Annotated in this window: 25 protein-coding genes; 15 read left to right on the forward strand and 10 right to left on the reverse strand. The window is 70.9% G+C overall.

Features of this window, described 5'->3' with window-relative positions; translation table 11 throughout:
• Positions 1-57 precede the first annotated feature (57 nt).
• The 4 genes from G9Q37_RS11765 to G9Q37_RS11780 all read left to right on the forward strand — a co-directional run bounded on the left by G9Q37_RS11765 (position 58) and on the right by G9Q37_RS11780 (position 5,802).
• A complete protein-coding gene (locus tag G9Q37_RS11765) occupies positions 58-1,122 on the forward strand; it encodes a bifunctional riboflavin kinase/FAD synthetase (RefSeq protein WP_166227375.1) in 1,065 nt (354 codons plus the stop codon).
• A 117-nt stretch (positions 1,123-1,239) separates the two neighbouring features.
• Positions 1,240-4,095, forward strand: coding sequence for an isoleucine--tRNA ligase (ileS, locus tag G9Q37_RS11770; protein WP_166227376.1), 2,856 nt, complete (start codon positions 1,240-1,242; stop codon positions 4,093-4,095).
• Positions 4,095-4,613, forward strand: coding sequence for a signal peptidase II (gene lspA, locus G9Q37_RS11775; RefSeq protein WP_166227377.1), 519 nt, complete (start codon positions 4,095-4,097; stop codon positions 4,611-4,613). The genes ileS and lspA overlap by 1 nt, the downstream gene beginning before the upstream one ends.
• Before the next feature lie 34 nt (positions 4,614-4,647).
• A complete protein-coding gene (locus G9Q37_RS11780) occupies positions 4,648-5,802 on the forward strand; it encodes an aminotransferase class V-fold PLP-dependent enzyme (protein WP_166227378.1) in 1,155 nt (384 codons plus the stop codon).
• 31 nt (positions 5,803-5,833) lie between these two features.
• Here the strand turns inward: G9Q37_RS11780 and G9Q37_RS11785 are convergent, their stop codons facing one another.
• Positions 5,834-6,577 (reverse strand): LytR/AlgR family response regulator transcription factor, encoded by a 744-nt coding sequence (locus G9Q37_RS11785; protein ID WP_166227379.1) that lies wholly within the window; start codon positions 6,575-6,577, stop codon positions 5,834-5,836.
• Positions 6,578-6,612: 35 nt separating this feature from the next.
• Entirely contained in the window at positions 6,613-7,674 is a 1,062-nt protein-coding gene (locus G9Q37_RS11790) for a sensor histidine kinase (protein ID WP_166227380.1), read from the reverse strand.
• A gap of 96 nt (positions 7,675-7,770) precedes the next feature.
• Between G9Q37_RS11790 and argH the strand changes: the two genes are divergently transcribed.
• From argH to G9Q37_RS11810, 4 genes are all read left to right on the forward strand, one after another.
• Entirely contained in the window at positions 7,771-9,204 is a 1,434-nt protein-coding gene (argH, locus tag G9Q37_RS11795; protein WP_166227381.1) for an argininosuccinate lyase, read from the forward strand.
• A 21-nt stretch (positions 9,205-9,225) separates the two neighbouring features.
• Positions 9,226-10,113 carry a LysR substrate-binding domain-containing protein gene (locus tag G9Q37_RS11800; protein WP_166227382.1) on the forward strand — a complete coding sequence of 296 codons (888 nt, stop codon included), beginning with the start codon at positions 9,226-9,228 and terminating at the stop codon, positions 10,111-10,113.
• Between the two features lie 131 nt (positions 10,114-10,244).
• The gene (locus G9Q37_RS11805; protein WP_166227383.1) at positions 10,245-11,399 is read left to right on the forward strand and encodes a mandelate racemase/muconate lactonizing enzyme family protein; all 1,155 of its coding nucleotides are present in this window, start codon (positions 10,245-10,247) and stop codon (positions 11,397-11,399) included.
• Between the two features lie 32 nt (positions 11,400-11,431).
• A complete protein-coding gene (locus tag G9Q37_RS11810) occupies positions 11,432-12,433 on the forward strand; it encodes a Bug family tripartite tricarboxylate transporter substrate binding protein (protein ID WP_166227384.1) in 1,002 nt (333 codons plus the stop codon).
• 10 nt (positions 12,434-12,443) lie between these two features.
• Here G9Q37_RS11810 and G9Q37_RS11815 read toward each other — a convergent pair whose 3' ends face one another.
• Positions 12,444-12,797: a DUF4124 domain-containing protein gene (locus tag G9Q37_RS11815; RefSeq protein WP_166227385.1), complete on the reverse strand. Its 354-nt coding sequence runs from the start codon at positions 12,795-12,797 to the stop codon at positions 12,444-12,446.
• A 101-nt stretch (positions 12,798-12,898) separates the two neighbouring features.
• Here G9Q37_RS11815 and G9Q37_RS11820 point away from each other — a divergent pair, with 101 nt between their 5' ends.
• Positions 12,899-13,345 (forward strand): hemerythrin domain-containing protein, encoded by a 447-nt coding sequence (locus G9Q37_RS11820; protein ID WP_166227386.1) that lies wholly within the window; start codon positions 12,899-12,901, stop codon positions 13,343-13,345.
• On the opposite strand, the gene G9Q37_RS11825 is transcribed toward G9Q37_RS11820, so the two are convergent.
• On the reverse strand, positions 13,294-14,832 hold the full coding sequence (locus G9Q37_RS11825; protein WP_166227387.1) for an AMP-binding protein: 1,539 nt from the start codon (positions 14,830-14,832) through the stop codon (positions 13,294-13,296). The genes G9Q37_RS11820 and G9Q37_RS11825 overlap by 52 nt on opposite strands.
• Positions 14,833-14,977: 145 nt before the next feature.
• Here G9Q37_RS11825 and G9Q37_RS11830 point away from each other — a divergent pair, with 145 nt between their 5' ends.
• On the forward strand, positions 14,978-16,132 hold the full coding sequence (locus tag G9Q37_RS11830; RefSeq protein WP_166227388.1) for an alpha-hydroxy acid oxidase: 1,155 nt from the start codon (positions 14,978-14,980) through the stop codon (positions 16,130-16,132).
• Between the two features lie 550 nt (positions 16,133-16,682).
• Here the strand turns inward: G9Q37_RS11830 and G9Q37_RS11835 are convergent.
• Positions 16,683-17,402: an SIMPL domain-containing protein gene (locus G9Q37_RS11835; protein ID WP_166227389.1), complete on the reverse strand. Its 720-nt coding sequence runs from the start codon at positions 17,400-17,402 to the stop codon at positions 16,683-16,685.
• Positions 17,403-17,510: 108 nt separating this feature from the next.
• On the opposite strand from G9Q37_RS11835, the gene G9Q37_RS11840 reads away from it, so the two are divergent.
• From G9Q37_RS11840 to G9Q37_RS11850, 3 genes are read left to right on the forward strand one after another with little or no spacing between them, the layout of a single operon-like run.
• Positions 17,511-18,749, forward strand: coding sequence for a Y-family DNA polymerase (locus G9Q37_RS11840; RefSeq protein WP_166231231.1), 1,239 nt, complete (start codon positions 17,511-17,513; stop codon positions 18,747-18,749).
• A complete protein-coding gene (locus tag G9Q37_RS11845) occupies positions 18,712-19,563 on the forward strand; it encodes an enoyl-CoA hydratase-related protein (RefSeq protein WP_166227390.1) in 852 nt (283 codons plus the stop codon). The genes G9Q37_RS11840 and G9Q37_RS11845 overlap by 38 nt, the downstream gene beginning before the upstream one ends.
• 24 nt (positions 19,564-19,587) lie before the next feature.
• Positions 19,588-20,649 carry a histone deacetylase family protein gene (locus G9Q37_RS11850; RefSeq protein ID WP_166227391.1) on the forward strand — a complete coding sequence of 354 codons (1,062 nt, stop codon included), beginning with the start codon at positions 19,588-19,590 and terminating at the stop codon, positions 20,647-20,649.
• 120 nt (positions 20,650-20,769) lie between these two features.
• On the opposite strand, the gene G9Q37_RS11855 is transcribed toward G9Q37_RS11850, so the two are convergent.
• A complete protein-coding gene (locus tag G9Q37_RS11855) occupies positions 20,770-21,315 on the reverse strand; it encodes a DUF3455 domain-containing protein (protein WP_166227392.1) in 546 nt (181 codons plus the stop codon).
• A 217-nt stretch (positions 21,316-21,532) separates the two neighbouring features.
• On the opposite strand from G9Q37_RS11855, the gene G9Q37_RS11860 reads away from it, so the two are divergent.
• Together G9Q37_RS11860 and G9Q37_RS11865 are read left to right on the forward strand one after the other, a co-directional pair.
• Complete coding sequence (locus G9Q37_RS11860; protein WP_166227393.1) at positions 21,533-22,114, forward strand: RNA polymerase sigma factor; 582 nt, start codon at positions 21,533-21,535, stop codon at positions 22,112-22,114.
• 10 nt (positions 22,115-22,124) lie between these two features.
• Complete coding sequence (locus G9Q37_RS11865) at positions 22,125-22,967, forward strand: anti-sigma factor (RefSeq protein WP_166227394.1); 843 nt, start codon at positions 22,125-22,127, stop codon at positions 22,965-22,967.
• 70 nt (positions 22,968-23,037) lie between these two features.
• Here the strand turns inward: G9Q37_RS11865 and G9Q37_RS11870 are convergent, their stop codons facing one another.
• From G9Q37_RS11870 to yaaA, 4 genes are all read right to left on the reverse strand, one after another.
• The gene (locus G9Q37_RS11870) at positions 23,038-23,331 is read right to left on the reverse strand and encodes an RNA recognition motif domain-containing protein (protein WP_166227395.1); all 294 of its coding nucleotides are present in this window, start codon (positions 23,329-23,331) and stop codon (positions 23,038-23,040) included.
• Positions 23,332-23,553: 222 nt separating this feature from the next.
• Positions 23,554-24,405: an NADPH-dependent 7-cyano-7-deazaguanine reductase QueF gene (queF, locus tag G9Q37_RS11875; protein WP_166227396.1), complete on the reverse strand. Its 852-nt coding sequence runs from the start codon at positions 24,403-24,405 to the stop codon at positions 23,554-23,556.
• 10 nt (positions 24,406-24,415) lie between these two features.
• Positions 24,416-25,306: a 2OG-Fe(II) oxygenase gene (locus G9Q37_RS11880; RefSeq protein WP_166227397.1), complete on the reverse strand. Its 891-nt coding sequence runs from the start codon at positions 25,304-25,306 to the stop codon at positions 24,416-24,418.
• Between the two features lie 16 nt (positions 25,307-25,322).
• Positions 25,323-26,099: a peroxide stress protein YaaA gene (gene yaaA / locus G9Q37_RS11885; RefSeq protein ID WP_166227398.1), complete on the reverse strand. Its 777-nt coding sequence runs from the start codon at positions 26,097-26,099 to the stop codon at positions 25,323-25,325.
• Positions 26,100-26,232 lie beyond the last annotated feature (133 nt).

Genomic DNA, 26,232 nt, shown 5'->3' on the forward strand with positions numbered 1-26,232 from the left:
GGCTCTTTTGCGTCCATGCGGGACATGCCCCCGCGATGTGACACACCACCCCGCCCCATGCAGATCCTCCGCGGTCCCTGGACCCGCTCCCACGGCACGCCCGGCGCCCTGCGCGGCTGCGCGCTGACCATCGGCAACTTCGACGGCGTGCACCGCGGCCACCAGGCCATGCTGGCGCTGCTGCAGAACGAGGCCCGCCACCGCGGCGTGCCCAGCTGCGTGATGACCTTCGAGCCGCACCCGCGCGACTATTTCGCCGCGCTGCACCGCAAGCCCGAACTCGCGCCGGCGCGCATCGCCACCCTACGCGACAAGCTCGAAGAGCTGCAGCGTTGCGGCGTCGACCGCTGCGTGATCCTGCCCTTCAACCACCGCCTGGCGAGCCAGACCGCGCAGTCCTTCATCGAGGACACCCTGGTGCGCGACCTGGGCGTGAAGTACGTGCTGGTGGGCGACGATTTCCGCTTCGGCGCGCAGCGCGCGGGCGACTACGCCATGCTCGATGCCGCCGGTGCGCGCCTGGGCTTCGACGTGGCGCGCATGCAGAGCTACGAGGTGCACGGCCTGCGCGTGTCCAGCTCGGCGGTGCGCGAGGCCCTCGCCGAAGGCCGCATGGACGACGCCGCCGCCCTGCTCGGTCGCCCCTACGCCATCAGCGGCCACGTGGTGCACGGGCGCAAGCTGGGCCGCCAGCTCGCCGAATCCGCCCCGGGCCGGGGCGACGGCTTTCGCACCCTCAACCTGCGCTTTGCGCACTGGAAACCCGCGGCCAGCGGCATCTTCGCCGTGCAGGTGCACGGGCTCTGGCCGGAGCCCCTGGCCGGCGTGGCCAACCTGGGCGTGCGGCCCTCGCTCGACCCCGACGACGTCAACGGCGGCCGGGTGCTGCTCGAGACCCACTGCCTGGATTGGCCCGCGGGCCTGGCCGAGCGCCTGCCCGGCGGGGAGGCCTACGGTAAAATCGTGCGCGTGGAACTGCTGCACAAACTGCACGACGAGCTGAAGTACGACAGCCTCGACGCCCTCACGCAGGGCATCGCCAAGGACGTCGCCGACGCGCGTGCGTTCTTCGAGGCCATGCACGGCCGCACCCACCGGCAGACCACCCGCGACCGAATTTGACGGGCCCAGGCCCCGCTCGCTGCCCTTCGACAAGCTCAGGGCGAACGGCTGCTGAACCTCTCGCACATCCGCTCCCCCGCTCGGGCTGAGCTTGTCGAAGCCAACACGCGAAACACCATGTCCGAGAACAAGAACGCCTACCCCGTCAACCTGCTCGACACCCCCTTCCCCATGCGCGGCGACCTGCCCAAGCGCGAGCCGGGCTGGGTCAGGCAGTGGAACGACGAGGGCCTGTACCAGCGCCTGCGCGACGCCCGCCGCGGCGCGCCCCTGTTCGTGCTGCACGACGGCCCGCCCTACGCCAACGGCCAGATCCACATGGGCCACGCGGTGAACAAGGTGCTCAAGGACATGATCGTCAAGAGCCGCCAGCTCGCCGGCTTCGACGCGCAGTACATCCCGGGCTGGGACTGCCACGGCCTGCCGATCGAGAACGCGATCGAGAAGAAGCACGGCCGCCACCTGAGCCGCGACGACATGCAGGCCAAGAGCCGCGCCTACGCCACCGAGCAGATCGACCAGCAGCGCAACGACTTCAAGCGCCTGGGCATCCTCGGCGACTGGGAGCGCCCCTACCTCACCATGGCGCCCGCCAACGAAGCCGGCGAGATCCGCGCCTTCAAGCGCGTGATCGAGCGCGGCTTCGTCTACCGCGGCCTGAAGCCCGTGTACTGGTGCTTCGATTGCGGCAGCTCGCTCGCCGAGTTCGAGATCGAGTACGCGGACAAGCAGAGCGACACGCTCGACGTGGCCTTCGAGACCGACGACGCCGCCCGGCTCGCCGCCGCCTTCGGCCTGCCCGCCCTGCCCGCGGGCAAGACCGGCTTCGCCGTGATCTGGACCACCACCGCGTGGACCATTCCCGCCAACCAGGCGCTCAACGCCCACCCCGAGCTGGTGTATGCCCTGGTCGACACGCCCAAGGGCTGCCTGGTGCTGGCCGAATCGCTGGTCGAGAAATGCCTGGAGCGCTTCGGCCTCGAGGGCACGGTGATCGCCACCGCCCAAGGCGAGCGCCTGGGCGGCCTGAACTTCCGACACCCGCTCTACGACGCCGACGCCGGCTACCGCCGCCTCTCGCCCGTGTTCCTGGCCGAGTACGTGAGCGACAGCGACGGCACCGGCCTCGTGCACTCCTCGCCCGCCTACGGCCTGGACGACTTCAACTCCTGCATCGCCAACGGTTTCACGGTCGACACCATCCTCAACCCGGTGCAGGGCAACGGCGTGTACGCGGCCGACTTCCCGCTGTTCGGCGGCCAGCACATCTGGAAAGCCGTGCCGGTGATCATCGCCGCGCTCAAGGCCGCGGGCCGGCTCATGAGCACCGTGGGCATCACCCACAGCTACCCGCACTGCTGGCGCCACAAGACGCCCGTGATCTACCGCGCCGCCGCGCAGTGGTTCGTGCGCATGGATGAGGGCGAAGGCGTGTTCACGAAAGACAAGGCGCCCAAGACCCTGCGCCAGCTCGCGCTCGACGCCATCGACCACACCGGCTTCTACCCCGAGAACGGCCGCGCCCGCCTGCGCGACATGATCGCCAACCGGCCCGACTGGTGCATCTCGCGCCAGCGCAGCTGGGGCGTGCCGATCCCGTTCTTCCTGCACAAGGCCACGGGCGAGCTGCACCCGCGCACCATGGAGATCCTCGACCAGGCCGCCGACATCGTCGAGAAGGGCGGCATCGAGGCCTGGAGCCGCGTGACCGCCGAGGAAATCCTGGGCGCAGCCGACGCCCCGCACTACGACAAGAGCAGCGACATCCTCGAGGTCTGGTTCGACTCGGGCTCGACCTTCTCGCACGTGCTGCGCGGCAGCCACGCGCACGCCTACCCCAACGGCGCCTTCCATTCGCAAGGCCCCGAGGCCGACCTGTACCTCGAAGGCCACGACCAGCACCGCGGCTGGTTCCACAGCTCGCTGCTGCTGGGCTGCGCGCTGTTCGACCGCGCGCCCTACCGCGGCCTGCTCACGCACGGCTTCACGGTCGACAGCCAGGGCCGCAAAATGAGCAAGTCGCTCGGCAACGGCATCGACCCGCAGGAGGTGACCAAGAAGCTGGGCGCCGAGATCATCCGCCTGTGGGTGGCCGCGAGCGACTACTCGGGCGACATCGCGGGCGACGACAAGATCCTCGCGCGCGTGGTCGACGCCTACCGCCGCATCCGCAACACGCTGCGCTTCCTGCTCGCCAACCTGAGCGACTTCGACGCCGCGAAAGACGCGCTGCCGCTGGGCGAGCTGCTCGAGATCGACCGCTGGGCCCTGGCGCGCACCGCGCAGTTCCAGGCCGAGGTCACGGCCCACTACGACCGCTACGAGTTCCACCCCGTGGTCGCCAAGCTGCAGGTGTTCTGCTCCGAAGACCTGGGCGCGTTCTACCTCGACGTGCTCAAGGACCGGCTCTACACCAGCGCCCCCGCCAGCCGCGCGCGCCGCAGCGCACAGACCGCGCTGCACCACATCGCCCACGCCATGCTGCGCTGGATGGCGCCCTTCATGAGCTTCACCGCCGAAGAGGCCTGGCCCATCCTCGCGGGCGCGAAGAACCAGGGCTCGATCTTCTTCGAGACCTGGGCCGACCTGCCGCCCGCCGAAGAGGGCCTGCTCGCCAAGTGGGCGCGCATCTGCGAGATCCGCGACCTCGCGAACAAGGAGATCGAGGCCGTGCGCACGCAGGGCGCGGTCGGCTCCTCGCTGCAGGCGCTGCTCACCATCACCGCGCCCGCCGACGACGCCGCGCTGCTGCGCTCGCTCGGCGACGACCTGCGCTTCGTCACCATCACCTCGGCCGCGCGCGTGATCGACGGCGACGCGCTCGCGATCGCGGTCACGCCGGCCACGGCCGCCAAGTGCGAGCGCTGCTGGCACTACCGCGACGACGTCGGCCACGACGCCGCCCACCCCACGCTCTGCGGCCGCTGCACCAGCAACCTGTTCGGCGCGGGCGAGTCGCGCTCGGTGGCCTGATGGCGCGCGCGGGCTGGCGCGAGATCGCGCCCTGGCTGGGCCTGGCCGCGCTGGTGTTCGCGCTCGACGTGGTCACCAAGTGGCTGATCCTGCTCAACTTCCAGCTCGGCGACAGCGTCACGGTCACGTCCTTCTTCAACCTGGTGCGGGTGCACAACCCGGGCGCGGCGTTCTCGTTCCTCGCGGGCGCGGGCGGCTGGCAGCGTTGGTTCTTCACCGCCATCGGCGTCGGCGCGTCGGTCTTCATCGTGTGGATGCTGCGCGCCCACCCGGGCCAGAAGCTGTTCGCCTTCGCGCTCGCCAGCATCATGGGCGGGGCGCTGGGCAACGTGGTCGACCGCCTGGTGCACGGCCACGTGATCGACTGGCTCGACTTCCACTGGCGCTTCCTCGAAGGCCTGTTTCCGGGCGGGCACTTCCCCTCGTTCAATCTGGCCGATACATTCATCTCCCTCGGCGCCGCCTGCCTGATCCTCGACGAGGTGCTGCGCATGCGGCGCGCCCGGCGCGCGGCCTGAGGCCGCCGCGCCCCCACAACACCAGGAGACATTCATGCCCGGCCTGCTGCCCGACGTCGACCCCGACGGCCTCTACGAGTTCTCGGTGGTCTACACCGACCGCGCGCTCAACCACATGTCGCGCCGCTTCCAGGGCGTCATGACGGGCATCTCCACCCTGCTCAAGCGCGTCTACGGCGCGCACTCGGCCGTGCTGGTGCCGGGCAGCGGCACCTTCGGCATGGAATCGGTGGCGCGCCAGTTCGCGCACGGCAAGCACGTGCTCGTGATCCGCAACGGCTGGTTCAGCTACCGCTGGACGCAGATCTTCGACATGGGCGCGATCCCCGCGAGCCACACCGTGCTCAAGGCCCGCCCGGTGCGCGCCGGTGCGCAGGCGCCCTGGGCGCCGGCGCCGATCGACGAGGTGGTGGCCACCATCGCGCGCGAGAAGCCCGCGCTGGTGTTCGCACCGCACGTGGAAACCGCGGCCGGCATGATGCTGCCCGACGCCTACCTCAAGGCCGTGGCCGACGCGGTGCACGCGGTGGGCGGCCTGTTCGTGCTCGACTGCATCGCCTCGGGTGCGATGTGGGTGGACATGCGCGCCACCGGCGTGGACATCCTCATCAGCGCGCCGCAAAAGGGCTGGAGCAGCTCGCCCTGCTGCGCCATGGTCATGCTCAGCGAACGCGCGCGCCAGGCCATCGACGCCACCCAGAGCACCACCTTCGCGATGGACCTCAAGAAGTGGCTGCAGATCATGGAAACCTACGAAGGCGGCGGCCACGCCTACCACACCACCCTGCCCACCGACGCGCTGGCCCGCCTGCACGCCACCATGCTCGAAACCGAGGCCTATGGCTTCGAGCGCGTGCGCGAGGAGCAGATCGCGCTGGGCCAGGCGGTCCGTGCGCTGGTGGAACGCCACGGCTTTGCCAGCGTGGCGGCCGAGGGCTTCAAGGCCCCGGGCGTGGTGGTGAGCCACACCACGAACGCCGAGGTGCAATCGAGCAAGGCCTTCCTGGCGCTGGGCCTGCAGACCGCCGCGGGCGTGCCGCTGCAGTGCGACGAAGGCGCCGACTTCAAGACCTTCCGGCTGGGCCTGTTCGGCCTGGACAAGTGGCACGACGTGCCCGCCACCGTGGCCCGGCTCGAAGCCGCGCTGCAGCAGGTGGCGCCGATCGAAGCGGCCCGCAAGGCCGCCTGATCGCGCAGCGGGCCCGGCGCCGGGCCCGCGTTCAGCCCATCAGGGCTTCGCGCACCGCCGCGAGCTGGCGGCGCGACACGGCCAAGCGCTCGTCCACGCCATCGAGCCGCACCATCCAGCCTTCGCCGTCCACCGGGTCGGTGTGCTTCTCAACGGCGCGCACCGCGCGGCGCGACACCAGCGCGTTGCGGTGCACGCGCACGAACAGGTGCGAGTAACGCGCTTCGAGGTCGCTCAGCGCGCCGTCGTAGATGTGCTCTTTTTCGGCCGTGCGCACGGTGATGTACTTGAGCTCGGCCTTGAGGTAGATGATGTCGGACAGCGCCACGCGCTCGCTGCGGCCGCGCTCCTGGATGATCAGCGCCTCGGGCGGGCCGGCGTCGGGCGAGCCGCCGTCCTTGCCGGCGCGCGCCTTCACCACCTTCTGCAACGCCTGCTGCAGCCGCTCGCGGCGCACCGGCTTGGTCAGGTAGTCGACCGCCTCGACCTCGAACGCGCTCACCGCGTGTTCGGCATAGGCCGTCACGAACACGATGGAGGGCGGCGCCGCCATCTGGCGCAGGGTGTTGGCCAGGGTGATGCCGTCGACCCCGGGCATGTGCACGTCGAGCAGCACGAGCTCGCAGTGGGTGCGCTGGATCATGTCCATGGCCTGAACGGCATTGCCCGCCTCGCCGACCACGTCGGTGCGGGGCTCGGTGCATTCGCTCAACAGCGTGCGCATGCGCGAACGTGCGAGGACTTCATCGTCGACGATCAGTACCTTCAGTGCCATGTGTTGCTCCGTGATCGGCGTCTTGCCAGCCGCGCTTATACCGGGATTTCCAGCCGCACCTGGAACACGCCGTTGACCAGCGCGCTCTGGAAGCGACCCTGCACATCATGCAACAAAGACAGGCGCTGCCGCACGTTGTCCAGGGCCAGGCCATTGCCCCGCTTGCCGGTGCCCGAAGGCACGGTGTTGGTGACCTTGATCACCACCACGCTGCCGCGGCGCTGGGTGCTGATGCGCACCGTGGCGCCCGTGGGGCTGGGCTCCACGCCGTGCTTGATCGCGTTTTCCACCAGCGGCTGCAGGATCAGGGGCGGCAGGCGCGCCTTGGACGCGGCTTCGTCGATCGACCACTCGATCTGCAGCCGGTCGCCGAAGCGCACGTGCTCGATCGCCAGGTAGTGCTCGGCCAGCTCGAGCTCCTGCCACAGCGGCACGGCCTCCTTGGGGTCGGCCAGCGCGTGGCGGAACAGCTCGCTCAGGTCTTCGAGCAGGGCCTCGGCCTTGGCCGGCTCTTCACGCACCAGCGCGATCGCGCTGTTGAGGGTGTTGAACAGAAAGTGCGGCCGGATGCGCGCCTGCAGCTCGGCCAGCCGCGCCGTGGTGCCCGCGGGCATGCGGGCCTTGGCGCGCCAGACCAGCCCGGCCACCAGCACCGCCGCCACCAGCGCGCCCGCGGCCGCGCTGGCCAGCCAGCGGTTGTGGTCGATGATGCCCAGCCAGGCCACCAGCCCGCAGCCGTAGAGGCCCGCGAGCGCGCCCAGCGACACGCCGATGGTCCACTGCATCGGGCCGGCCATGCGGCCCAGCGGGCGCTTGATGGCGCAGATCACCAGCAGCCAGGCCAGCACCGCGGGCAGCGCCGCGCCCGTGAGCACCGCCATGCGCGTGCCCCAGTCGATGAAGGTGTCGGCCTGGAACAGCGCGGCCACCGCCACCGAGGCCTGCACGCAGAGCACGGCGCGCAGCACCACACCCACCTGGCAGGTGTCGAAGACCTGCACGCGGGCCCGCGCGGGGTCGGGCATGTCGGAGAGGCCACGGGCGCCCGCCGCGTGGGGCAGCTCCTGGAAGGTCGATAAAATCCGCGAATCTTTCATGGGAAGCGATGCCGTTTTCCATCCGGTCGGCCACCCAGGCCCGCGCATGGTCGCCCAGGCGCTCGAAAAACCCCCCATCCAGCCGCTGACAACACCATGTCATCCAACCAACTCGACAAGAAATCCGAAGCCTGGTCCGCCCTATTCTCGGAGCCCATGAGCGAGTTGGTCAAGCGATACACGGCCAGTGTTTTCTTCGACAAACGCCTCTGGCAAGCCGACATCCAGGGCAGCCTCGCGCACGCCGAGATGCTCGCGGCGCAAGGCATCATCGGCGCGTCCGACCTGGCCGACATTCAGCGCGGCATGGCGCAGATCACGAGCGAGATCGAGGCCGGCACCTTCCAGTGGCAGCTCGACCTCGAAGACGTGCACCTGAACATCGAAGCGCGGCTCACGCAGCTCGTGGGCGACGCGGGCAAACGGCTGCACACCGGCCGCAGCCGCAACGACCAGGTCGCCACCGACGTGCGCCTGTGGCTGCGCGGCGAGACCGACCTCATCATCGGCCTGCTCACCGACCTGCAGCGCGCGCTGGTGGAGGTGGCCGAGCGCAATGTGGAGGTGATCCTGCCCGGCTTCACCCACCTGCAGGTGGCCCAGCCCGTGAGCTTCGCGCACCACCTGCTGGCCTACGTGGAGATGTTCTCGCGCGACGCCGAGCGCTTCGCCGACGTGCGCCGCCGCACCAACCGGCTGCCCCTGGGCAGCGCGGCCCTGGCCGGCACCACCTACCCGCTCGACCGCGAGCGCGTGGCGAAGACGCTGGGCATGGAAGGCGTGTGCCAGAACAGCCTCGACGGCGTGAGCGACCGCGACTTCGCGATCGAGTTCACCGCCGCGGCCTCGCTGTGCATGGTGCACATCAGCCGCCTGAGCGAAGAGCTCATTCTGTGGATGAGCCAGAACTTCGGCTTCGTGAAGATCGCCGACCGCTTCACCACCGGCTCGTCGATCATGCCGCAGAAGAAGAACCCCGACGTGCCCGAGCTCGCGCGCGGCAAGACCGGCCGCGTGGTGGGTCACCTCATGGGCCTGATCACGCTCATGAAGGGCCAGCCCCTGGCCTACAACAAGGACAACCAGGAAGACAAGGAGCCGCTGTTCGACACCGTGGACACGCTCAAGGACACGCTGCGCATCTTCGCCGAGATGGTGGGCGGCCAGGTCAACCCGGCCACCGGGGCCAAGGAAGGCGGCATCACGGTGAACGCCGCCGCCATGGAGGCCGCGGCCAACAAGGGCTACGCCACCGCCACCGACCTCGCCGACTACCTGGTCAAGAAGGGCCTGCCCTTCCGCGACGCGCACGAAACCGTGGCCCACGCGGTCAAGGCCGCCACCAGCCACAACTGCGACCTGTCCGAGCTGCCGCTCACGGTGCTGCAGGGCTTCCACCCCAGCATCGAAAAAGACGTGTACGGCGTGCTGAGCCTGCGCGGCTCGCTCTCCGCGCGCAACACCCTGGGCGGCACCGCGCCGGCCCAGGTGCGCGAGCAGATCGCGCGCCACCGCACCCGCCTGGGCTGAGGCCGCCCCAGCGCCCCGCGCATGCACGAGCCCATCGACCTCGGCACGCTGCGCGTGGTGATCGCCGCGGCCGACCACGGCTCGATCAGTGCGGCCAGCGAGCGCCTGCAGCTCGCGGTGGCCGCAGCCAGTTCGCGCATCACCGCGCTCGAAGAATCGCTGGGCTTTCGCATCTTCGAGCGCTCCTCGCGCGGCGTGCAGCTCACGCCCGCGGGCCAGATGCTGGTGCAGCGCAGCCGCGCCCTGCTCACCGACGCCGACCGCCTGGCCCTGCACCTGCGCGGCTACAGCGAAGGCCTGCAGGGTCAGGTGCGCGTGCTCGCCAACACCTCGGCGCTGCTCGAGGTGCTGCCGCAGCGCCTGCAGCGCTTCATGGACTCGCACCCGCTGATCCGCGTCGACCTCGAAGAGCGCGGCAGCCCCGAGATCCCGCTCGCGCTGCTCGAAGGCCGGGCCGACTTCGGCGTGGTCGACCTGCCGGTGCCGCCCGCGGGCCTGGGCTTCACGCCCTTTTTCCGCGACACCCTGGTCCTGCTCACGCCGCGCGGCCACCGGCTGGCCGGCCGGCGCAAGCTGCGCCTGGCCGAGGCGCTCGACGAGCCCTTCATCACGCTCAGCGACGGCACCGCGTTGTCGAACCGGCTCGTGGCCTCGGCGGCCGACGCCGGGCGCCCGCTCAACGTGCGCATGCGCATGCGCGGCTTCGACGCCGTCTGCCGCATGGTGGCCGCGGGCCTGGGCGTGGGCGTGCTGCCGCTCGAAGCGGTGGCGCCGCAGCTCGCGCACCTGCCGCTGGCCGCGGTGCCGCTGGCCGACCCCTGGGCGAAGCGCACGCACCACATCGCCACGCGCACCGACGCGCCGCTGGCGCCGGCCGCGGCCACGCTGATCCGCGCCCTCACGCGCTGAGCCCGCGCGCACGGCTTTCGCGAAACGCGAAAGCCGCGTTTGGCGCACGCCATTGCCGCGCGCGCCGGGCGCTTCCTACACTGGCCGCCCACCCCCGAAACAGCCGCCGCCCGAGCGGCGCAGGAGACCCCATGAAGATCGCCCACGTGCGGGCCACGCCGCTGAACCTGCCCGTTACCGTGAACGCGGCGCGCGGCACCAAGAACACCAGCCTCTCCGTCTGCCTGGTCAGCATCGAGACCGACACCGGCCTGGTCGGCACCGGCATGACCGCCATCACCGAAGAAGAGGTGATCGGCAGCATCGTCAACGACATCGCGGCCCACCACCTGGTCGGCATGGACCCGATGCGCCACGAGCAGATCTGGGACCGCCTGTACTGGCTGCTCACGCCGCGCGGCCAGTCGGGCTACGCGAGCCACGCGATCGCGGCCATCGACCTCGCGCTCTGGGACATCAAGGGCCAGGCCCTGGGCCAGCCCTGCTGGCGGCTGCTGGGCGGCGCGCGCGCCGAGGTGCCGGTCTACGCCACCTTCGGCTTCGCCTTCTTCGAGCGCGACGAACTCGCCGCGGCCGCCCAGGACTGGGTGGCGCGCGGCTTCACGCGCCTGAAGATGACCGTGGGCCACCACGCGCTGCAGCGGCGCGACGAGCCGCGCCCGCTCGATCAGGTGATCGCCGAGGACGTGCAGCGCATCCGCGCGGTGCGCGAGGCCGTGGGCCCCGACGTGCAGCTCTACATCGACGCCAACTGCAGCCTCGACTACTTCCACGCCCACGCGCTGGCGAAGAAGGTCGAGCCCTACGACATCGCCTTCTTCGAAGAGCCCGTGTCGCACAACGACATCCCCAACCTCGCCAAGCTGCGCGCCAAGACCGGCATTCCCCTGGCCGCGGGCCAGAACGAGGGCCTCGCCTCGCGCTTTCGCGATCTGCTCGTGGCGCAGGCGGTCGACGTGGTGCAGCCCAACGCCTGCATCAGCGGCGGCTTCACGCAGTGCACGCGCATCGCGGGCATGGCCGCGGCCTTCAACACGCGATTCGCCAACGGCGGCGCCTGGCCGCACCACAACATGCACCTGCACGCGGGCCTGGCCAACGGCTCGCTGGTCGAGTACCACTCGGTGGCGGTGCAGTGCTGCGAGCTGGTGTTCGACGACCTGCCCAAGCCCGAGCGCGGCGTGCTGCGCCTGCCCGAGGCACCGGGCCTGGGCTTCAGGCCCAACCCCGAGCGGCTGGCCGAGTACGCGCGCCGGCCGCTCTCGCGCGGCGCCGGCAAGGCCTGAAACGCATTCCCCCAGAACGACAGGAGACAGACATGAACCAGCCCCCCACCCCATCGACGGGCCCGCAGCGCCGCGCGCTGATGACCGGCCTGCTCGCCGCCCTGGCCACCGCCGGCCTGGCCGGCCCGGCGCAGGCCCAGGCCTGGCCGGCGCGCCCGATCCGCCTCGTCGTGGGCTACTCGGCCGGGGGCGGTGTGGACGCCATGGCGCGCCTGCTCGCGCCGCGCCTGTCCGAGCTGCTGGGCCAGCAGGTGGTGGTCGAGAACCGCACCGGCGCGGCCGGCCTGATCGCGGGCGACACGGTGGCGCGCGCCGCGCCCGACGGCTACACCCTGATGCTCGGCGACAGCTCGCTGCTGATCGCCCAGCACCTGCAGCCGCGCATGAGCTTCGACCCGCTCAAGGCCTTCACGCCCGTGGCCAGCGTGTTCACGCTGCCGCTGATCATCGTCACCAGCAACGATTTCCCCGCGAAGACGCCCGCCGAATTCGTGAAGCTGCTCAAGGAGCAGCCGGGCCGCTACTCGTTCGCCACCTCGGGCGTGGGCACGGTGCACCACCTGGGCTTCGAGATGCTCAAGGGCCAGACGCGCTCCTTCGTGGTCCACATCCCCTACCGCGGCGCGGCGCAGATCGTGCCCGACGTGATGAGCGGCCAGGTGCCGATCGGCGTGGTGAGCGCGGCCTCGGCCATCGCGCAGGCGCGCGCCGGCAAGCTGCGAGCGCTCGCGCTCATGAACCCGGTCAAGCTCGCGGGCGCCGAGGACGTGCCCGCGCTGTCCGACGCCCTGCCCGGCTTCTCGGCCGTGCCACGCCTGTACGTGCTCGCGCCCACGGGCACGCCCGCGCCCATCGTCGAGCGCCTGAGCGACGCGATCCGGCAGGTGATGGCCGCGCCCGACATCGCGCAGGTGGCGGCGCAGCAGGGTGCGGTGCCGGCCTACCTGGCCGCGGGCCCGATGGCGGCCGAGCTGCCGCGCGAGTCGGCCGCCTGGGGCAAGGTGATCCGCGAGCAGAAGATCTCGAACCAGTGAGGCCGCGGCCTCAGCGGCAGGGCTGGGGCTGCGGCAGTTCCTGGCAGTAACGGAAGGCGTCGGGCTTGAGGCCGCCGCCCACCACGCGGAAGGCGTCGAAGCAGGCCTGGTTTGCGCGGTAGCGGTTCCAGGCCGCGTCGCAGGCGGTGGTGCCGGGCGGCAGCGGGGCGGAGGCCGGCTCGGCAAAGGCGCGGCGCTCGGGCGGGATGTCGATCTTCGGCGTGTAGTGCAGATGGCCGAAGCGGTCGGTCCAGCGCCAGATGTCGGGCGCGCCCGCGGGCGGCGCATCGGCCGCGTTCGCGGGCGCACCTGCGCCCAGCAGGGCCAGCGCGAACAACAGGGGAGCCAGGGATCGGGTGTGCATCACGCCGGCACTGTACGCCGGCGCGGCGCGCCCGGCCAGACCCGGCGCCGCTTGACCTGGGTCAAGCCCTGCGGTGCTGCACGCCCTTAAGCTGCCGGCCCATGCACCCCACCCACCCCCACCTGCCCGAGGGCATGCGTACCGGCGACGAGCGCATGGACAGCACGCACGACGGCTTCATGGACCTGATGCAGACGCTGCGCGACACGCCGCCCACCGAGCGACTGCCCGCCTACGACGCGCTGGTGCGCCACACCGAAGCGCACTTCGCGCAGGAGGAGCAGTGGATGGCCGAGCTCGGCCTGCCCCCGCAGAACTGCCACGCCGGCCAGCACGCCAACGTGCTCGAGACCCTGCACGAGGTGGGCAAGCGCGCGCGCCAGGGCGACCTGGGCCTGATCGAGCGCATGCTCGACGCGCTCGACGAGTGGTTTGCGCTGCACGTGGTGGCCATGGACAGCGCGCTCGCCGACGCACTGCGCGCGCACGCGGCCGCTCAGTCCGAGGCGGCGCGTGCGCGCAGTTCGGTCTTGAGCACCTTGCCGTAGTGGTTCTTGGGCAGGGCCGGCAGGAACACGTAGCGCTTGGGCCGCTTGAAGCGCGCGATGTGCGCGAGGCAGTGCGCGTCCAGCGCGGCCGCATCCACGGCCGCACCCACCGCCGCTGAGGCCTGAGGCACCACGAAGGCCACCACCGACTCGCCCCACTCGGCGTCGGGCGCACCCACCACCGCCACCTCGGCCACGCCGGGCGCGGTGAGCAGCACCTCTTCCACCTCGCGCGGGTAGATGTTGGAGCCGCCGCTGATGATCAGGTCCTTGCTGCGGTCCTTGAGCGTGAGGAAGCCGTCGGCGTCGAGCGCGCCGAGGTCGCCGGTCCAGAGCCAGCCGCCGCGCAACGCCGCGGCCGTGGCCTCGGGGTTGCGCCAGTAGCCCGCCATCACGGTGTCGCCCTGCACCAGCACCTCGCCGATCTCGCCGGGCGGCAGCGGCTCGCCGTCGGGGCCGGCCACGCGCACGCGCACCGGCGTCTGCGCCACGCCCACCGAGGCGATGCGCTCGGCGTGCCGCGGGTGCGCCGCGTCGGCCAGCACCGCGCGCGACAGCGCCGTGCCCGTCATCGGCGTTTCGCCCTGGCCATAGATCTGCACGAAGCGCGGACCCATCACGCGCAGCGCGCGCTGGATGTCGGCCGCGTACATGGGCGCGCCGCCGTAAACGATGGTCTTGTAGGCACGCGCGCAGTCGCTCACCGACAGGCCCTGCGCCTCGGCGTGATCCACGATGCGCTTGACGATGGTGGGCGCGGCGAACAGCGACAGCGGCCCGAGCGCGAGGCCCAGCGCGTGCAGCTCGGCGGCATCGAAGCCGCCCGAGGCCGGCACCGCGTGGCGGGCGCCCGCCATCAGGTGGGGAATGGCGTAGATGCCTGCGCCGTGCGACATGGGCGCGGCATAGGCGATCACGTCGTGCGCGGCGATGGGGTCGACGTCGTTGAAGTAGGTCAGCCCCATGGTCATGAGGTTGCGGTGCGTGATCATCACGCCCTTGGGCCGGCCGGTGGTGCCGCTGGTGTAGAACAGCCAGGCCGTGTCCTCGGGCGCGCGCTCCACGATGGGCGCGCCCTCGCCGTCCTCCAGCAGCGCCGTGGCCTCGGCCGATTCGGCGTCGATCACGGGCACGCCGGGCAGGTCTTCGCCCGCGGGCCAGACGTCGCGCGTCACGAAGGCGATCGAGGCCTGGGCGTTGTCGGCGATCCAGCGCACCTCGGCCGGGTGCAGCTTGGCGTTCACCGGCACCACCACCGCACCGGCCCACCAGGCGCCGAACAGCAGTTCGAGGTAGCGCGGGTGGTTGCGCATGAACAGCAGCACGCGCTCGCCCGGCTGCACGCCGCGTGCGCGCAAGGCCGCCGCCAGGCGGGCCGCGCGCGCCGCCCATTGCGCCGCGCTGGCGCTGCAGCGGCTGCCGTCGAACAGGGTGGGCCGATCGGGCGCGCGCAGCGCGTCGCGCGCCAGCAGGTGGGCCAGGTTCATGGGGCTTGTCTCCTCGTGGTCGCGGCATGGTAGCCGCGGCTCTGAAAATCTTTCACGCCGCGCTGTCGCACATTCACGTGCCCGGGCGGGGGCGGCTCGCTACCATCGCGCGCATCGTCCGAACAAGCGCCCGAGGAGACCTGGCATGACCGTGATCACCACCATCGAAGACCTGCGCGTGCTGGCGCAAAAGCGCGTGCCGCGCATGTTCTACGACTACGCCGATTCGGGCTCGTGGACCGAAGGCACCTACCGCGCCAACGAGTCCGACTTCCAGAAGATCAAGCTGCGCCAGCGCGTGGCCGTGAACATGGAGAACCGCAGCACGCGTACCACGATGGTGGGCGTGGACACGGCCATGCCGCTGGCGATCGCGCCCACCGGCCTCACGGGCATGCAACACGCCGACGGCGAGATCCTCGCGGCGCGCGCGGCCCGCAAGTTCGGCATCCCGTTCACGCTCTCCACCATGAGCATCTGCTCGATCGAAGACGTGGCGCAGCATGCCGGCGAGGGCTTCTGGTTCCAGCTCTACGTGATGCGCGACCGCGCCTTCATCGAGCGCCTGATCGACCGCGCCAAGGCCGCGAACTGCGGCGCGCTGGTGCTCACGCTGGACCTGCAGATCCTGGGCCAGCGCCACAAGGACCTCAAGAACGGCTTGTCGGCGCCGCCCAAGCTCACGCTGGCCAACCTGATCAACATCGCGAGCAAACCGCGCTGGGCGCTGGGCATGCTGGGCACGAAGCGGCGCCAGTTCGGCAACATCGTGGGCCACGTGCAGGGCGTGACCGACATGGCCAACCTCGGCGCCTGGACCGCGCAGCAGTTCGACCCCAAGCTCAACTGGGGCGACGTGGCGTGGATCAAGGAGCGCTGGGGCGGCAAGCTGATCCTCAAGGGCATCCAGGACGTGGAAGACGCCCGCATGGCCGTGGCCAGCGGCGCCGACGCGCTGATCGTGAGCAACCACGGCGGCCGCCAGCTCGACGGCGCGCAGAGCAGCATCGAGGCGCTGCCCGCGGTCGTGGCCGAGGTGGGCTCGAAGATCGAGGTGCACATGGACGGCGGCGTGCGCAGCGGCCAGGACGTGCTCAAGGCGCGCGCGCTGGGCGCACGCGGCTGCTACATCGGCCGCGCCTTCCTCTACGGCCTGGGCGCCATGGGCGAGGCGGGCGTGAGCAAGGCGCTCGAGATCATCCACAAGGAACTCGACCTCACCATGGCCTTCTGCGGCCACACCAACATCGAGACGGTGGACAAGTCCATCCTGCTGCCGGGGACGTTTCCGACGGCGTGAACCTGGGGGGCGTCTTCGCGCTGACCACCCGGGGAGCGAGGGCCTGGGGTTCGGTGGCGGGGGCTTCGGTGCGCTGCCCTTCGCTGCGCGAAGGGTCCCCTGCGATGCTCGGCAGCGCACAGGCGCCCCCACCACCGAACCCCAGCCCCTCGCCACAGACTGGCAGGCACGCGCCCCGCAGATCGCAACGCCGGTTTGGCCACGTTCGTGTACCGGGCGCGCAATGCATCAGCCACCCGAAACGGGCTCACTGGCGGTGGTGCGCCCACCCTGTCTCGGGTCGGGCCTGCGCCCCTGGCCGCGCTGGCGCCTGTGCGCTGCCGAGAAGCGCAGGGTGATCGGCCTGCGCGCGCAGCGCGCTTCGTCATCTGACTGGCGGCAGCTGTCTGAGCGGAGCGCCTGAAAGGCGCGCAGCGAGTTCTGCCGCCTGGCCGCTCACCCGAGCATCGCAGGGAACCCCTCGCGCAGCGAGGGGCAGCGCACCGAAGCCAGCGCGGCCAGGGGCGCAGGCCCGACCCCGCCAGCCAAGCCGGCAAGCACGCGCCCCCAGTTAGCGCAATTCGTACACGAACGTGCTCACCACGCGCAGCCGCTTCACGCGCGAGCCGTTGCTGTCGTGCTCGTTGCCGTCGGCGCCGCTGATGCTGATCACGCCCTGATTGGCCACCTTCAAGGGCCCCAGCTGCGCCCCCGCCTCGGCCGCGAACTTCTCGGCCTGCTCGCGCGCGTTGCGCGTCGCCTCGCTGAGCAGCGGGGCCTTCACGTCGTTGAAGCCGCGCAACTGGTAGGCCGGGCCGGTCTGTCCCTCGCCGCTGATCTGCACGCCGGCCTGGATCAGCGGATCGACCGCGAGCGACGCGGCCTGCACCTCGGTCACCCGCGCCGACTTCACCAGCACCTGCCCCGTGCCGTTGAAGCGCAGCGGCTGCTGGCCACCGCCGTACTCGCGCGCGAACAGGTCCTGCACGGCCAGCGGGCGCACCTCGATCTCGTCGTCCTTGAAGCCGCGCGCCTTGAGAAAGGCCACCACCGCATCGCGGTCGCCGGCCAGCGCCTTCTGCACTTCGCCGAAGGCATTGCCGCCGCGGCGAAACGTGAGCATCCAGATCGCGAAGTCGCTCTCCACGTCCTTCTCGGCCAGGCCTTTGACGGTCACGCTGCGGTCGGCGAGCCGGAAACGCTCCAGGCCCTGGCCGATGGTGAAGCCGGCCAGCGCCACGCCGGCGCCCACCAGGGCCGCCGCGAGCAATCGGGTGAGGGGATGGGTCATGGGAGTCCTCCGCATCGGGCCGACCACGGGTGCAATCGGCATACCCGGGCATGGTAAGCGGGCTACGATCGCGGCGTGACCCTGCAGCGCCGCATCGCCCACCTCGACATGGACGCCTTCTTCGCGTCCGTGGAGCTGCTGCGCTACCCGCAGCTCAAGGGCCTGCCGCTGGTGATCGGCGGCGGCCGCCGGCGCGAGACCGAGATGTTCGAGCGCCTGCGCGCGGCCTACCCCGAGACCGACTGGGGCCCCGATTCGCTCGACCGCATCCCGGTCGACTTCTTTCCCCTGCTGCGCGACTACGTGGGCCGCGGCGTGGCCACCACGGCCACCTACGCGGCGCGCCAGTTCGGCGTGGGCTCGGCCATGGGCCTGATGAAGGCCGCCAGGCTCTGCCCGCAGGCCATCCTGCTGCCGGTGGATTTCGACGAGGTGCGCCGGCTCTCGCGCACCTTCAAGCGCGTCATCACCGAGATCGCGCCGGTGATGGAGGACCGCGGCGTGGACGAGGTCTACATCGACTTCACCGAGGTGCCCGGCGGCCAGCGCGAGGGCGGGCGTGTGCTCGCGCGCTTGATCCAGAAGAGCATCTTCGAGGCCACCGGCCTCACCTGCTCGATCGGCGTGGCGCCCAACAAACTGCTCGCCAAGATGGCGAGCGAGTTCAACAAGCCCAACGGCATCAGCATCGTCACGCCCGACGACCTCGAGCGCCTGATCTGGCCACTGCCCTGCCGCAAGATCAATGGCGTGGGGCCCAAGGCCGACGCCCGGCTGCAGTCGCACGGCATCCACACCATCGGCGAGCTCGCGGCGCGCGAGCGCGACTGGCTGGTGGCCCACTTCGGCAAGAGCTACGGCGCCTGGCTGCACGAGGCGGCCTGGGGCCGCGACGAGCGGCCCGTGGTGACCGAGAGCGAGCCCGTGGGCCTGAGCCGCGAGACCACCTTCGAGCGCGACCTGCACGCGGTGCACGACCGTGCCGAGCTCGGCGCCATCCTCACGCGGCTGTGCGAGCAGGTGGCGGCCGACCTGCAGCGCAAGGGCTACCTCGCGCGCACCATCGGCGTGAAGCTCACCTATGTGGGCTTCAGCAAGGTCACGCGCGACCTCACGCTGGACGCGCCCACCAACGACGCCGCCGCCATCCGCCGCGCCGCCGGCCTGTGCCTCAAGCGCGTGGACCTGACGCGCCGCTTCCGCCTGCTGGGCGTGAAGTCGAGCAAGCTCGTCAAACCCGGGACAGCCGAGGCCGCGCGCGGCGACCAGAATGGCCCGCTTCCCAAGCCCCGAGACAAGGCCCACCGCGATGAACGCACCGACCTGCTTTTCCCTGAGCTGGACTGAAGACCACGTGGCGCACCTGGCGCTGAACCGGCCCGACACGCTCAACACCATGCACCCCACGTTCTGGCGCGAGCTTGACGCGCTGCTGCGGGGCATCCACGACGAGGGGCGGGCGCGCGCGCTCGTGATCAGCAGCACGGGCAAGCACTTCAGCGCCGGCATGGCGCTCGAGACCTTCGGCGGCGCCATCACCATGGACGACCAGAGCCCGGAGGGCCGCGCCGCGGTGTTCGACCTGCTCACCGACATGCAGGCCACCTTCACACGCCTCGAAACCCTGCGCGTGCCGGTGATCTTCGCGATCCAGGGCGGCTGCGTCGGCGGCGCGGTCGACCTCGTCACCGCGGGCTGCCTCCGCTACGCCTCGGCCGACGCCTTCTTCTGTATCCAGGAAATCAACATCGGCATGGTGGCCGACGTGGGCACGCTGCAGCGGCTGCCCAAGCTGATCCCGCTCGGCGTGGTGAAAGAGCTCGCCTACACCGGCCGGCGGCTGGGCGCACAGCGCGCGCTCGCCGTGGGCCTGGTCAACGAGGTGTTCGACAGCCACGCCGCCACCGTCGACGCCGCGCTGAAGTGCGCGCGCGAGATCGCGGCCAAGCCGCCCGTGGCCATCTGGGGCACCAAGCAGGCCGTGAACTACGCGCGCGACCACTCGGTCGACGACAGCCTGCGCCAGATGGGCTGGCTGCAAGGCGCGATCTGGAGCAACGCGCACGTGCGCGAGGCCATCGCCGCGGCCCAGGACCGCCGCCCCGGCCGGTTCACGCCGCTCGCGCCGCTGCAGTCCTTCATGGACGCCGGTCAGGGCTGAGGCGCTGGCGTTAACCTCGCCGGCATGCTGACCCTCATCAACCCCCACCACGCCGAACACGCGGGCCGCCAGGAAATGTTCCGTGGCCGCCTCGTGGACTGCCACGAAGTGCCCGACCGCCTGCACTTCGTGCGCGACGAACTCCAGCGCCGCGCAATCGGCCCGCAACGCCCGCCCGAGGTCGGCGACGCCGTGCTCGACGCGGCCCTGGCCCGCGTGCACGAGCCGCGCTACCTGCACTTCCTCGCGAACGCCTGGGACGACTGGGTCGCGCTGGACCCCGCCAACGCGCAGCGCGACGCCCTGCCCTCGGTCTGGCCGCTGCCCCAGGCCCACGCCTTCCGCCACGACCGCTCGCCGCTCAATGCCGCGGCGCGGCTGGGCCTGTTCGCCTTCGACTCGGGCACCCCGCTCATGGCCGGCACCTGGCGCGCCGCGCGCGCGGGCGCGGCCTGCGCGCTGGCCGCGGCCCACGCCGTGCTGGCCGGCGAGCGCAGCGCCTTCGCGCTCACGCGGCCGCCGGGGCACCACGCGGGCCCGGGCTTCTATGGCGGCTACTGCTTCCTCAACAACGCGGCCATCGCGGCCCAGGCGCTGCGCGACGGCGGCCATGCACGCGTGGCCGTGCTCGACGTGGACTACCACCACGGCAACGGCACACAAACCATCTTCTACGAGCGCGCCGACGTGCTCACGCTCTCGCTGCACGGCGACCCGCACACCGAGTACCCGTTCTTCCTCGGCCATGCCGACGAAACCGGCGCGGGCGCGGGCGAAGGCTTCAACCGCAACTGGCCGCTGCCCCGCGGCACCGGCACCGCGGCCTGGCGCGCGGCGCTCGACGAGGCCCTGCAGGCCGTGGCCGGCTTCGGCGCCACCGCGCTGGTGGTGCCGCTGGGCCTGGACACCTACGAAGGCGATCCGATCTCGGGCTTCAAGCTGCGCTCGGGCGACTACCCGGCGATCGGCGCGGCGCTGGCCGCGCTCGGCCTGCCCACTGTGTTCACCTTCGAAGGCGGCTACGCGGTGGCCGAGGTGGGCGTGAACGCCGCCAACCTGCTCGAAGGCTTCGAACGCGCGGCCTGAAGCGGACGCGCGTTCGAAAAAGTGCCCTGCGACGATCCATCGTTCGCAGGGCCTAACGACCCCCCGCCTGATGGAGAAGGGGGCCGGATCAGGGGACCTTGGAGAAAAGAAGCCGGCCGATCAGATGGCCTTGTAGAGGATGTAGTCGGCCTGGTACTGCATGATCTGCTTGGCGCCCACGTTGCCCGCGGCGCAGGCGGTGGCCGGGGCCACGCCGCCCTTGGTGGCCACGCGCTGCACATAGGTCACGCCCTGGTAGGCGCCCATGCCGGTGGCCGGGTTGGCCTTGACCAGCTGCAGCGGGATGTTGCCCGCGGGCGCCGGCGACACCGCCACCTGCGCGCCGGTGAACTTGGAGCCGTCCATGGATTCCCAGGTGGCCGGCGGGCCGTAGTACTTGCCCACCTGCTTGCCCGCGCGGTCGAGCAGCTTGGCGTCGGGGCCCACGAACACCCACTCGAACTGGCCGGCCGCGTCTTTCTTGGCGCGGCACTCGTAGGTGATCTCGCCCACGCCCACGGTCTCCATGGCCACCTTGTGGCCGGCGGGCACCTTCACGGCGTCGGGCAGGCCGTCTTGCGAGAACATGGGCTTGGCGCCCATGCCGGTGGCGCAGGCGGTCATGGCGAGAACGGCCGCTGCGGCCAGGGTCGATTTGAGGATCATGGAAAAGCTCCGTTGAAAGTGAAGGAAGGGTTCTGCGATCGGTGGCGCCGGTGCATGGCCGGCGCCTGTTGTGCAAGGCACGCTCCGGGTACGCAGGGCCGGCCAGCGCCGGATTCGAATGCCCGAGTAATCCGCTCGGTGATGGACTTCACGCCGCGGCCCGCCGGGGCGGTGAATCCGGCGGCGCGTCAGCGGCGTAAAGGAAAGAGCCAGCACAATGCGCCGCATGAGCGCGAACCCCGACGACCTCCTCATGACCCTGATCGACCGCATTGCCCAGCGCGACGAAGCCGCGCTCAAGGCGCTCTACGACCTCTGCGGGCGCAAGCTCTACGGGCTGTCGCTGCGCGTCGTGGGCACGGCCGAACTGGCCGAGGACGTGCTGCAGGAAACCTTCCTGCAGGTCTGGCGCAGCGCGGCCGACTACCGCGCCACGCTGAGCCCGCCCATGGCCTGGCTCGGCCTGATCGTGCGCAGCCGCTCGCTCGACTGCCTGCGCCGGCGGGCGGCCGAACGCACCCACCTCACGCAGGAGATCGACGAGACCCTGGCCGAGACGCTCGAAGGCGATTCGCCCAACCCCATGGACACCAACCTCGCGAGCCAGCAGGCCTGGGCGCTGCACCAGTGCCTGGGGCAGCTCGAGAACAAGCAGCGCGAGGTGATCAGCCTGGCCTACCTGCGCGACCTCAGCCATGGCGAACTCGCCGAGCGGCTGGCGCTGCCGCTGGGCACGGTCAAGACCTGGATCCGCCGCGGCCTGGACAAGCTGCGCGACTGCATGAAGCAGTTCGCCTGAGGGGAGCGCCATGCAATTGCACAAACACCCCGAGCTGACACAGCGGCTGGCCGCCGCCCATGCGCTGGGCACGTTGCGCGGCGGCGCGCGGCGGCGCTTCGAGGCCATCGCGCGCGAGCAGCCCGCCGTGCGCGCGGCCGCCATCGAGTGGCAGATCCGCGTCGGCAGCCTCAACGAACTGCAGCCCGCGGCCGAGCCCGGGCCGCAGGTGTGGACGCGCATCCTGAACCTGGTGCACGCCGAGCAGGAACAGGCCGCACTGCAGCGCCAGCGTGCGTCGGCCGCGCCCGCCACGCCGGCCTCGGCGCGCGGCGGCTGGTGGAACCACCTCGCGCTGTGGCGCGGCGCCGGCCTGGCCGGTGTGGCGGTGGCCGTGCTCGCGGCCCTGCTCGTGCCCGGCCTGCAGCGCGACGCCGGTGAGCGCGCGGCCCAGGTGGCCGCGCTGCAGCAGGACCTGCAGCAGCGCGACGCGCGCGTGGCCCAGCTCGAACGCGAGCTGCAGGCCGCGCCCGAGGTGCGCTACGTGTCGGTGCTCACCGACGACAAGAACCAGCCCGCGGTGCTCGTGACCTTCGACGGCCGCAACAACCGCCTGAGCCTGCAGCGCGTGGGCAACTTCCGCGAGGCGGCCGACCGCTCGCTGCAGCTCTGGGCCGTGCCGCCCGGGGCCACGCCGCGCTCGCTGGGCGTGCTCACGCCAGAGCGGCTGCTGCAACTCGCGTCGAGCGAGAGCGCGGTGCGGGAGATCCCGCTGCTCGCGATCAGCCTGGAGCCGCTGGGCGGCGTGCCGGGCGACCGCGGCCCCACGGGCCCGGTGCTGTTCCACGGCGCGCTGATCCAGAAGCAGATCTGAGCGCGGCGGGCAAAAAAAAGCCGGCACAGGTGCCGGCTTTTTTCATGGGCGTGACCGCCCGGGGCTGCGCTCAGTAGCGCGGGCCGCTGCTGCGGTAACCACCGCCGGTGCCAGCCTCTTTGGGGCGCGACACGTTGACGACGATCTGGCGACCCTCGACCGACTGGCCGTTGAGGCCGTTGATGGCGGCCTGCGCCTCGGCTTCGGAAGCCATTTCGACAAAGCCGAAACCCTTGGAACGGCCGCTGTCGCGATCGACCATGACCTTGGCGGAGGCCACGGCACCGTATTCGGAGAAGTTGTGACGAAGCGAGTCGTCGTTGACGGAGTAGGGCAGATTGCCCACGTACAGTTTGCTGCTCATGACTGAGCCTTTCGAAGAAGCGGGACGGCCTGCAATGGGCGCGGACCCGCGAGAGAAGGCGGTGGCCGCGTGAAGGCGGGCCGCCTGAGGGGCCGCCCCGCCCCGCAAGGGACCGGACGGCCAGTGATCGACCGTGCAGGGACGGCGAAGCGTGCGATGCTACGCGCGAAGTGTCGAATCACCTAGGCATTTCGCGATTTCGCGGCGCGGGGTGACCGACGGTCACTGCCGCGCGGTGCGCACGTTGGCCGGCGGCTGCTGTGGGTGGCTGCTGCGCCAGGGGTTGATGTCCAGACCGCCGCGCCGCGTGTAGCGCGCGTACACCGCGAGCTTGGTGGGTTTGCAGCGCGTCCACACGTCCATGTAGATGCGCTCCACGCACTGCTCGTGGAACTCGTTGTGGTTGCGAAAGCTCACCAGGTACTGCAGCAGGCCGGCCTGATCGATCTGGGGGCCGCTGTAGGCGATCTGCACGCTGCCCCAGTCGGGCTGGCCCGTGACCAGGCAGTTGCTCTTGAGCAGGTGGCTCACCAGGGTTTCGCTCACGGGCTGCTCGTCGAAGGCGGCGCCGAGCAGTTCGGGCGCGGGCTGGTAGCGCGTGCACTCCACGTCGAGGCGGTCGAGGTTCACGCCGTCGAGCTCGTGGATGGGCTCGGCGTCGAAACGCTCGGGCGCGATCAGCTTCACGCCCACGCCGCTCTGCACCGCGCCGCCGTGCCACACGGCGGCGCTGAGGTCGGCACGCAGCCGCTCGCGCACCGCGTCGGCGCTGTCGAAAGGCGTGTTGTTGAAGCTGTTGAGGTAGAGCTTGAAGGACTTGCTCTCGACGATGTGCGTGCTCTCGCAGGGCACGGTGATGTGCGCCAGCGCCACCTGCGGCTTGCCGCGGCGGTTGAGCCACGAGAGCTCATAGGCGGTCCAGAGGTCGCAGCCCATGAAGGGCACGCTGCCGGTGATGCCGATCTCGCGCCGCTTGGTTTCGCGCGGCAAGGGGTACAGCAGACCGGGGTCGTAAAGGTCGACGTAGGCCGAGGCCTTGCCGAGCTGGGACTGTTCGGGGGTGTTGGCGCTCATGGGAGAAGGCTCAGGCGAACTCGCGCTCGCGCAGCCATTTGGTGGCGACCCACTTCTCGCCCTCGAGCACGGGCGCGCCGCCGTGCAGCGTGCGGGTCGAGGGATGGGGCCGGTCGTAGCTGAAGAACACGGCGTGGCCGCGCACCGGGGCCACCTCGAGGCCGACGTCGGGGAAGGTGGTGCCGCCGCCGCGCGTGGGCTCGTTGAGGTACATCACCAGCGTGGCCACGCGCTGGCCGCCGCGCTTGAGGATGGTGGGCGTGCCGGGCTCGGCGGGGTCGAAGTAGTCGTAGTGCGGCTTGTACTCGGCGCCCGGGCGGTAGTGCAGCACCTGCACGCCCTCGCCGTTCTCCACCGGCCAGCCCACCAGGCGCGCGATGCGCGCTTCCACCGCGCTCACCTCGGGCGTCTGCCCGCGCGCGAAGAACATGCCGTTGCTGGTGCGGTCGGGGTTCATCTCTTCGCCGCCGGTGGTGGTCTGCACGGTGAGCGAGCGCGCCATGCGCGGCTTGGCCGACTCGATGATGGCGTCGCACTCCTCGGGGCTGAGCAGGTTGCCCAGCACCACCACGCGCGGGTGGTTCAGGTGGGTGATGACGTCGACCCAGCGGTCGCCCGCGTCGATGCGGCGTGGCGAGCCCGAGAGGTCGATGTGCGGCATCTGCGCGCTCACGCCGAGCGCGGCGTTCACCGCCTCGCGCACCTCCGGCGCGGCCTGCGCAAGCTGCTGCGGCGTCACCGAACCCAGGTGTTCGAGCAGCGTGCGTTCGAGCGCCTGCTCGGCCACGGGCTGCTGCCAGCCGGCGTCGAGCATGGCCTTGAGCACGGATTCGGGCGAGAAGCCGGCGCTGGCCTGCTCGATGATCCAGCGGCGCAGTTCGGGGGTGACGGTCTGGCTCATGCGGATCCTCCGGGGGTCAGGCCTTGGCTTCGCGGCGGAAGACCAGGCGGTCGGGTTCGGACAAGGCGGCCTCGAAGCGGTAGCCCTCGAGGTCGAAGCCCTTGAGTTGTTCGGGCGTGCTGACGCGCTGCTGCACCGCCCAGCGCACCATGAGGCCGCGCGCGCGCTTGGCCATGAAGCTGATCACCTTGTAGCCCGCGCCCTTGCGCTCCTCGAACACGCAGCCGATCACCCGCGGCTGCAGCGCCTTGCGGTCCACGGCCTTGAAGTACTCCTCGCTCGCGAGGTTGACCACCACCGGGCTCTTGTCGGCCCGGGCGCGCTCGTTGAGGTACTCGGCGATGCGGCTGCCCCAGAACGCGTAGAGCGTGCCGCCGTGCGCGGTCTTGAGGCGCGTGCCCATTTCAAGCCGGTAGGGCTGCATCCAGTCGAGCGGGCGCAGCACACCGTAGAGCCCGCTCAGGATGCACAGGTGCTGCTGCAGCCAGTCGAGGTCGTCGGCCGACAGGGTTTTGGCGTCGAGCCCGCCGTAGACGTCGCCGTCGAAGGCCAGCACCGCCTGCTTGGAATTCTTCGCGCTGAACCGGGGGCTCCAGGCCTCGTAGCGCGCGGCGTTCAGCGCCGAGAGCTTGTCGGACAGGTCCATCAGCGTTGCAATCTCCTGCGGCGACTTCTCGCGCATCACCGCCACGAGCTCGCTGGCCTGCGGCACGAACAGCGGCTGCGTGTGCGTCTTGACGTGGGGCGGGGTCTCGTAATCGAGGGCCTTGGCGGGCGAGATGAGGAAGAGCATGCAGGGCTTCGGGGAGAGGGGGTATCCGGGGCAGCGGTGATTATCGGTGCGCGTCCGACGGACGGCGGGCCGAAGGGTCGCCCCACCCCAGGGTCAGAATTACGCTTTGGGAAATTGATTTCGCTATGGTAAA

The organism is Hydrogenophaga crocea, assembly GCF_011388215.1.
GTDB classification, from domain to species: domain Bacteria; phylum Pseudomonadota; class Gammaproteobacteria; order Burkholderiales; family Burkholderiaceae_C; genus Hydrogenophaga; species Hydrogenophaga crocea.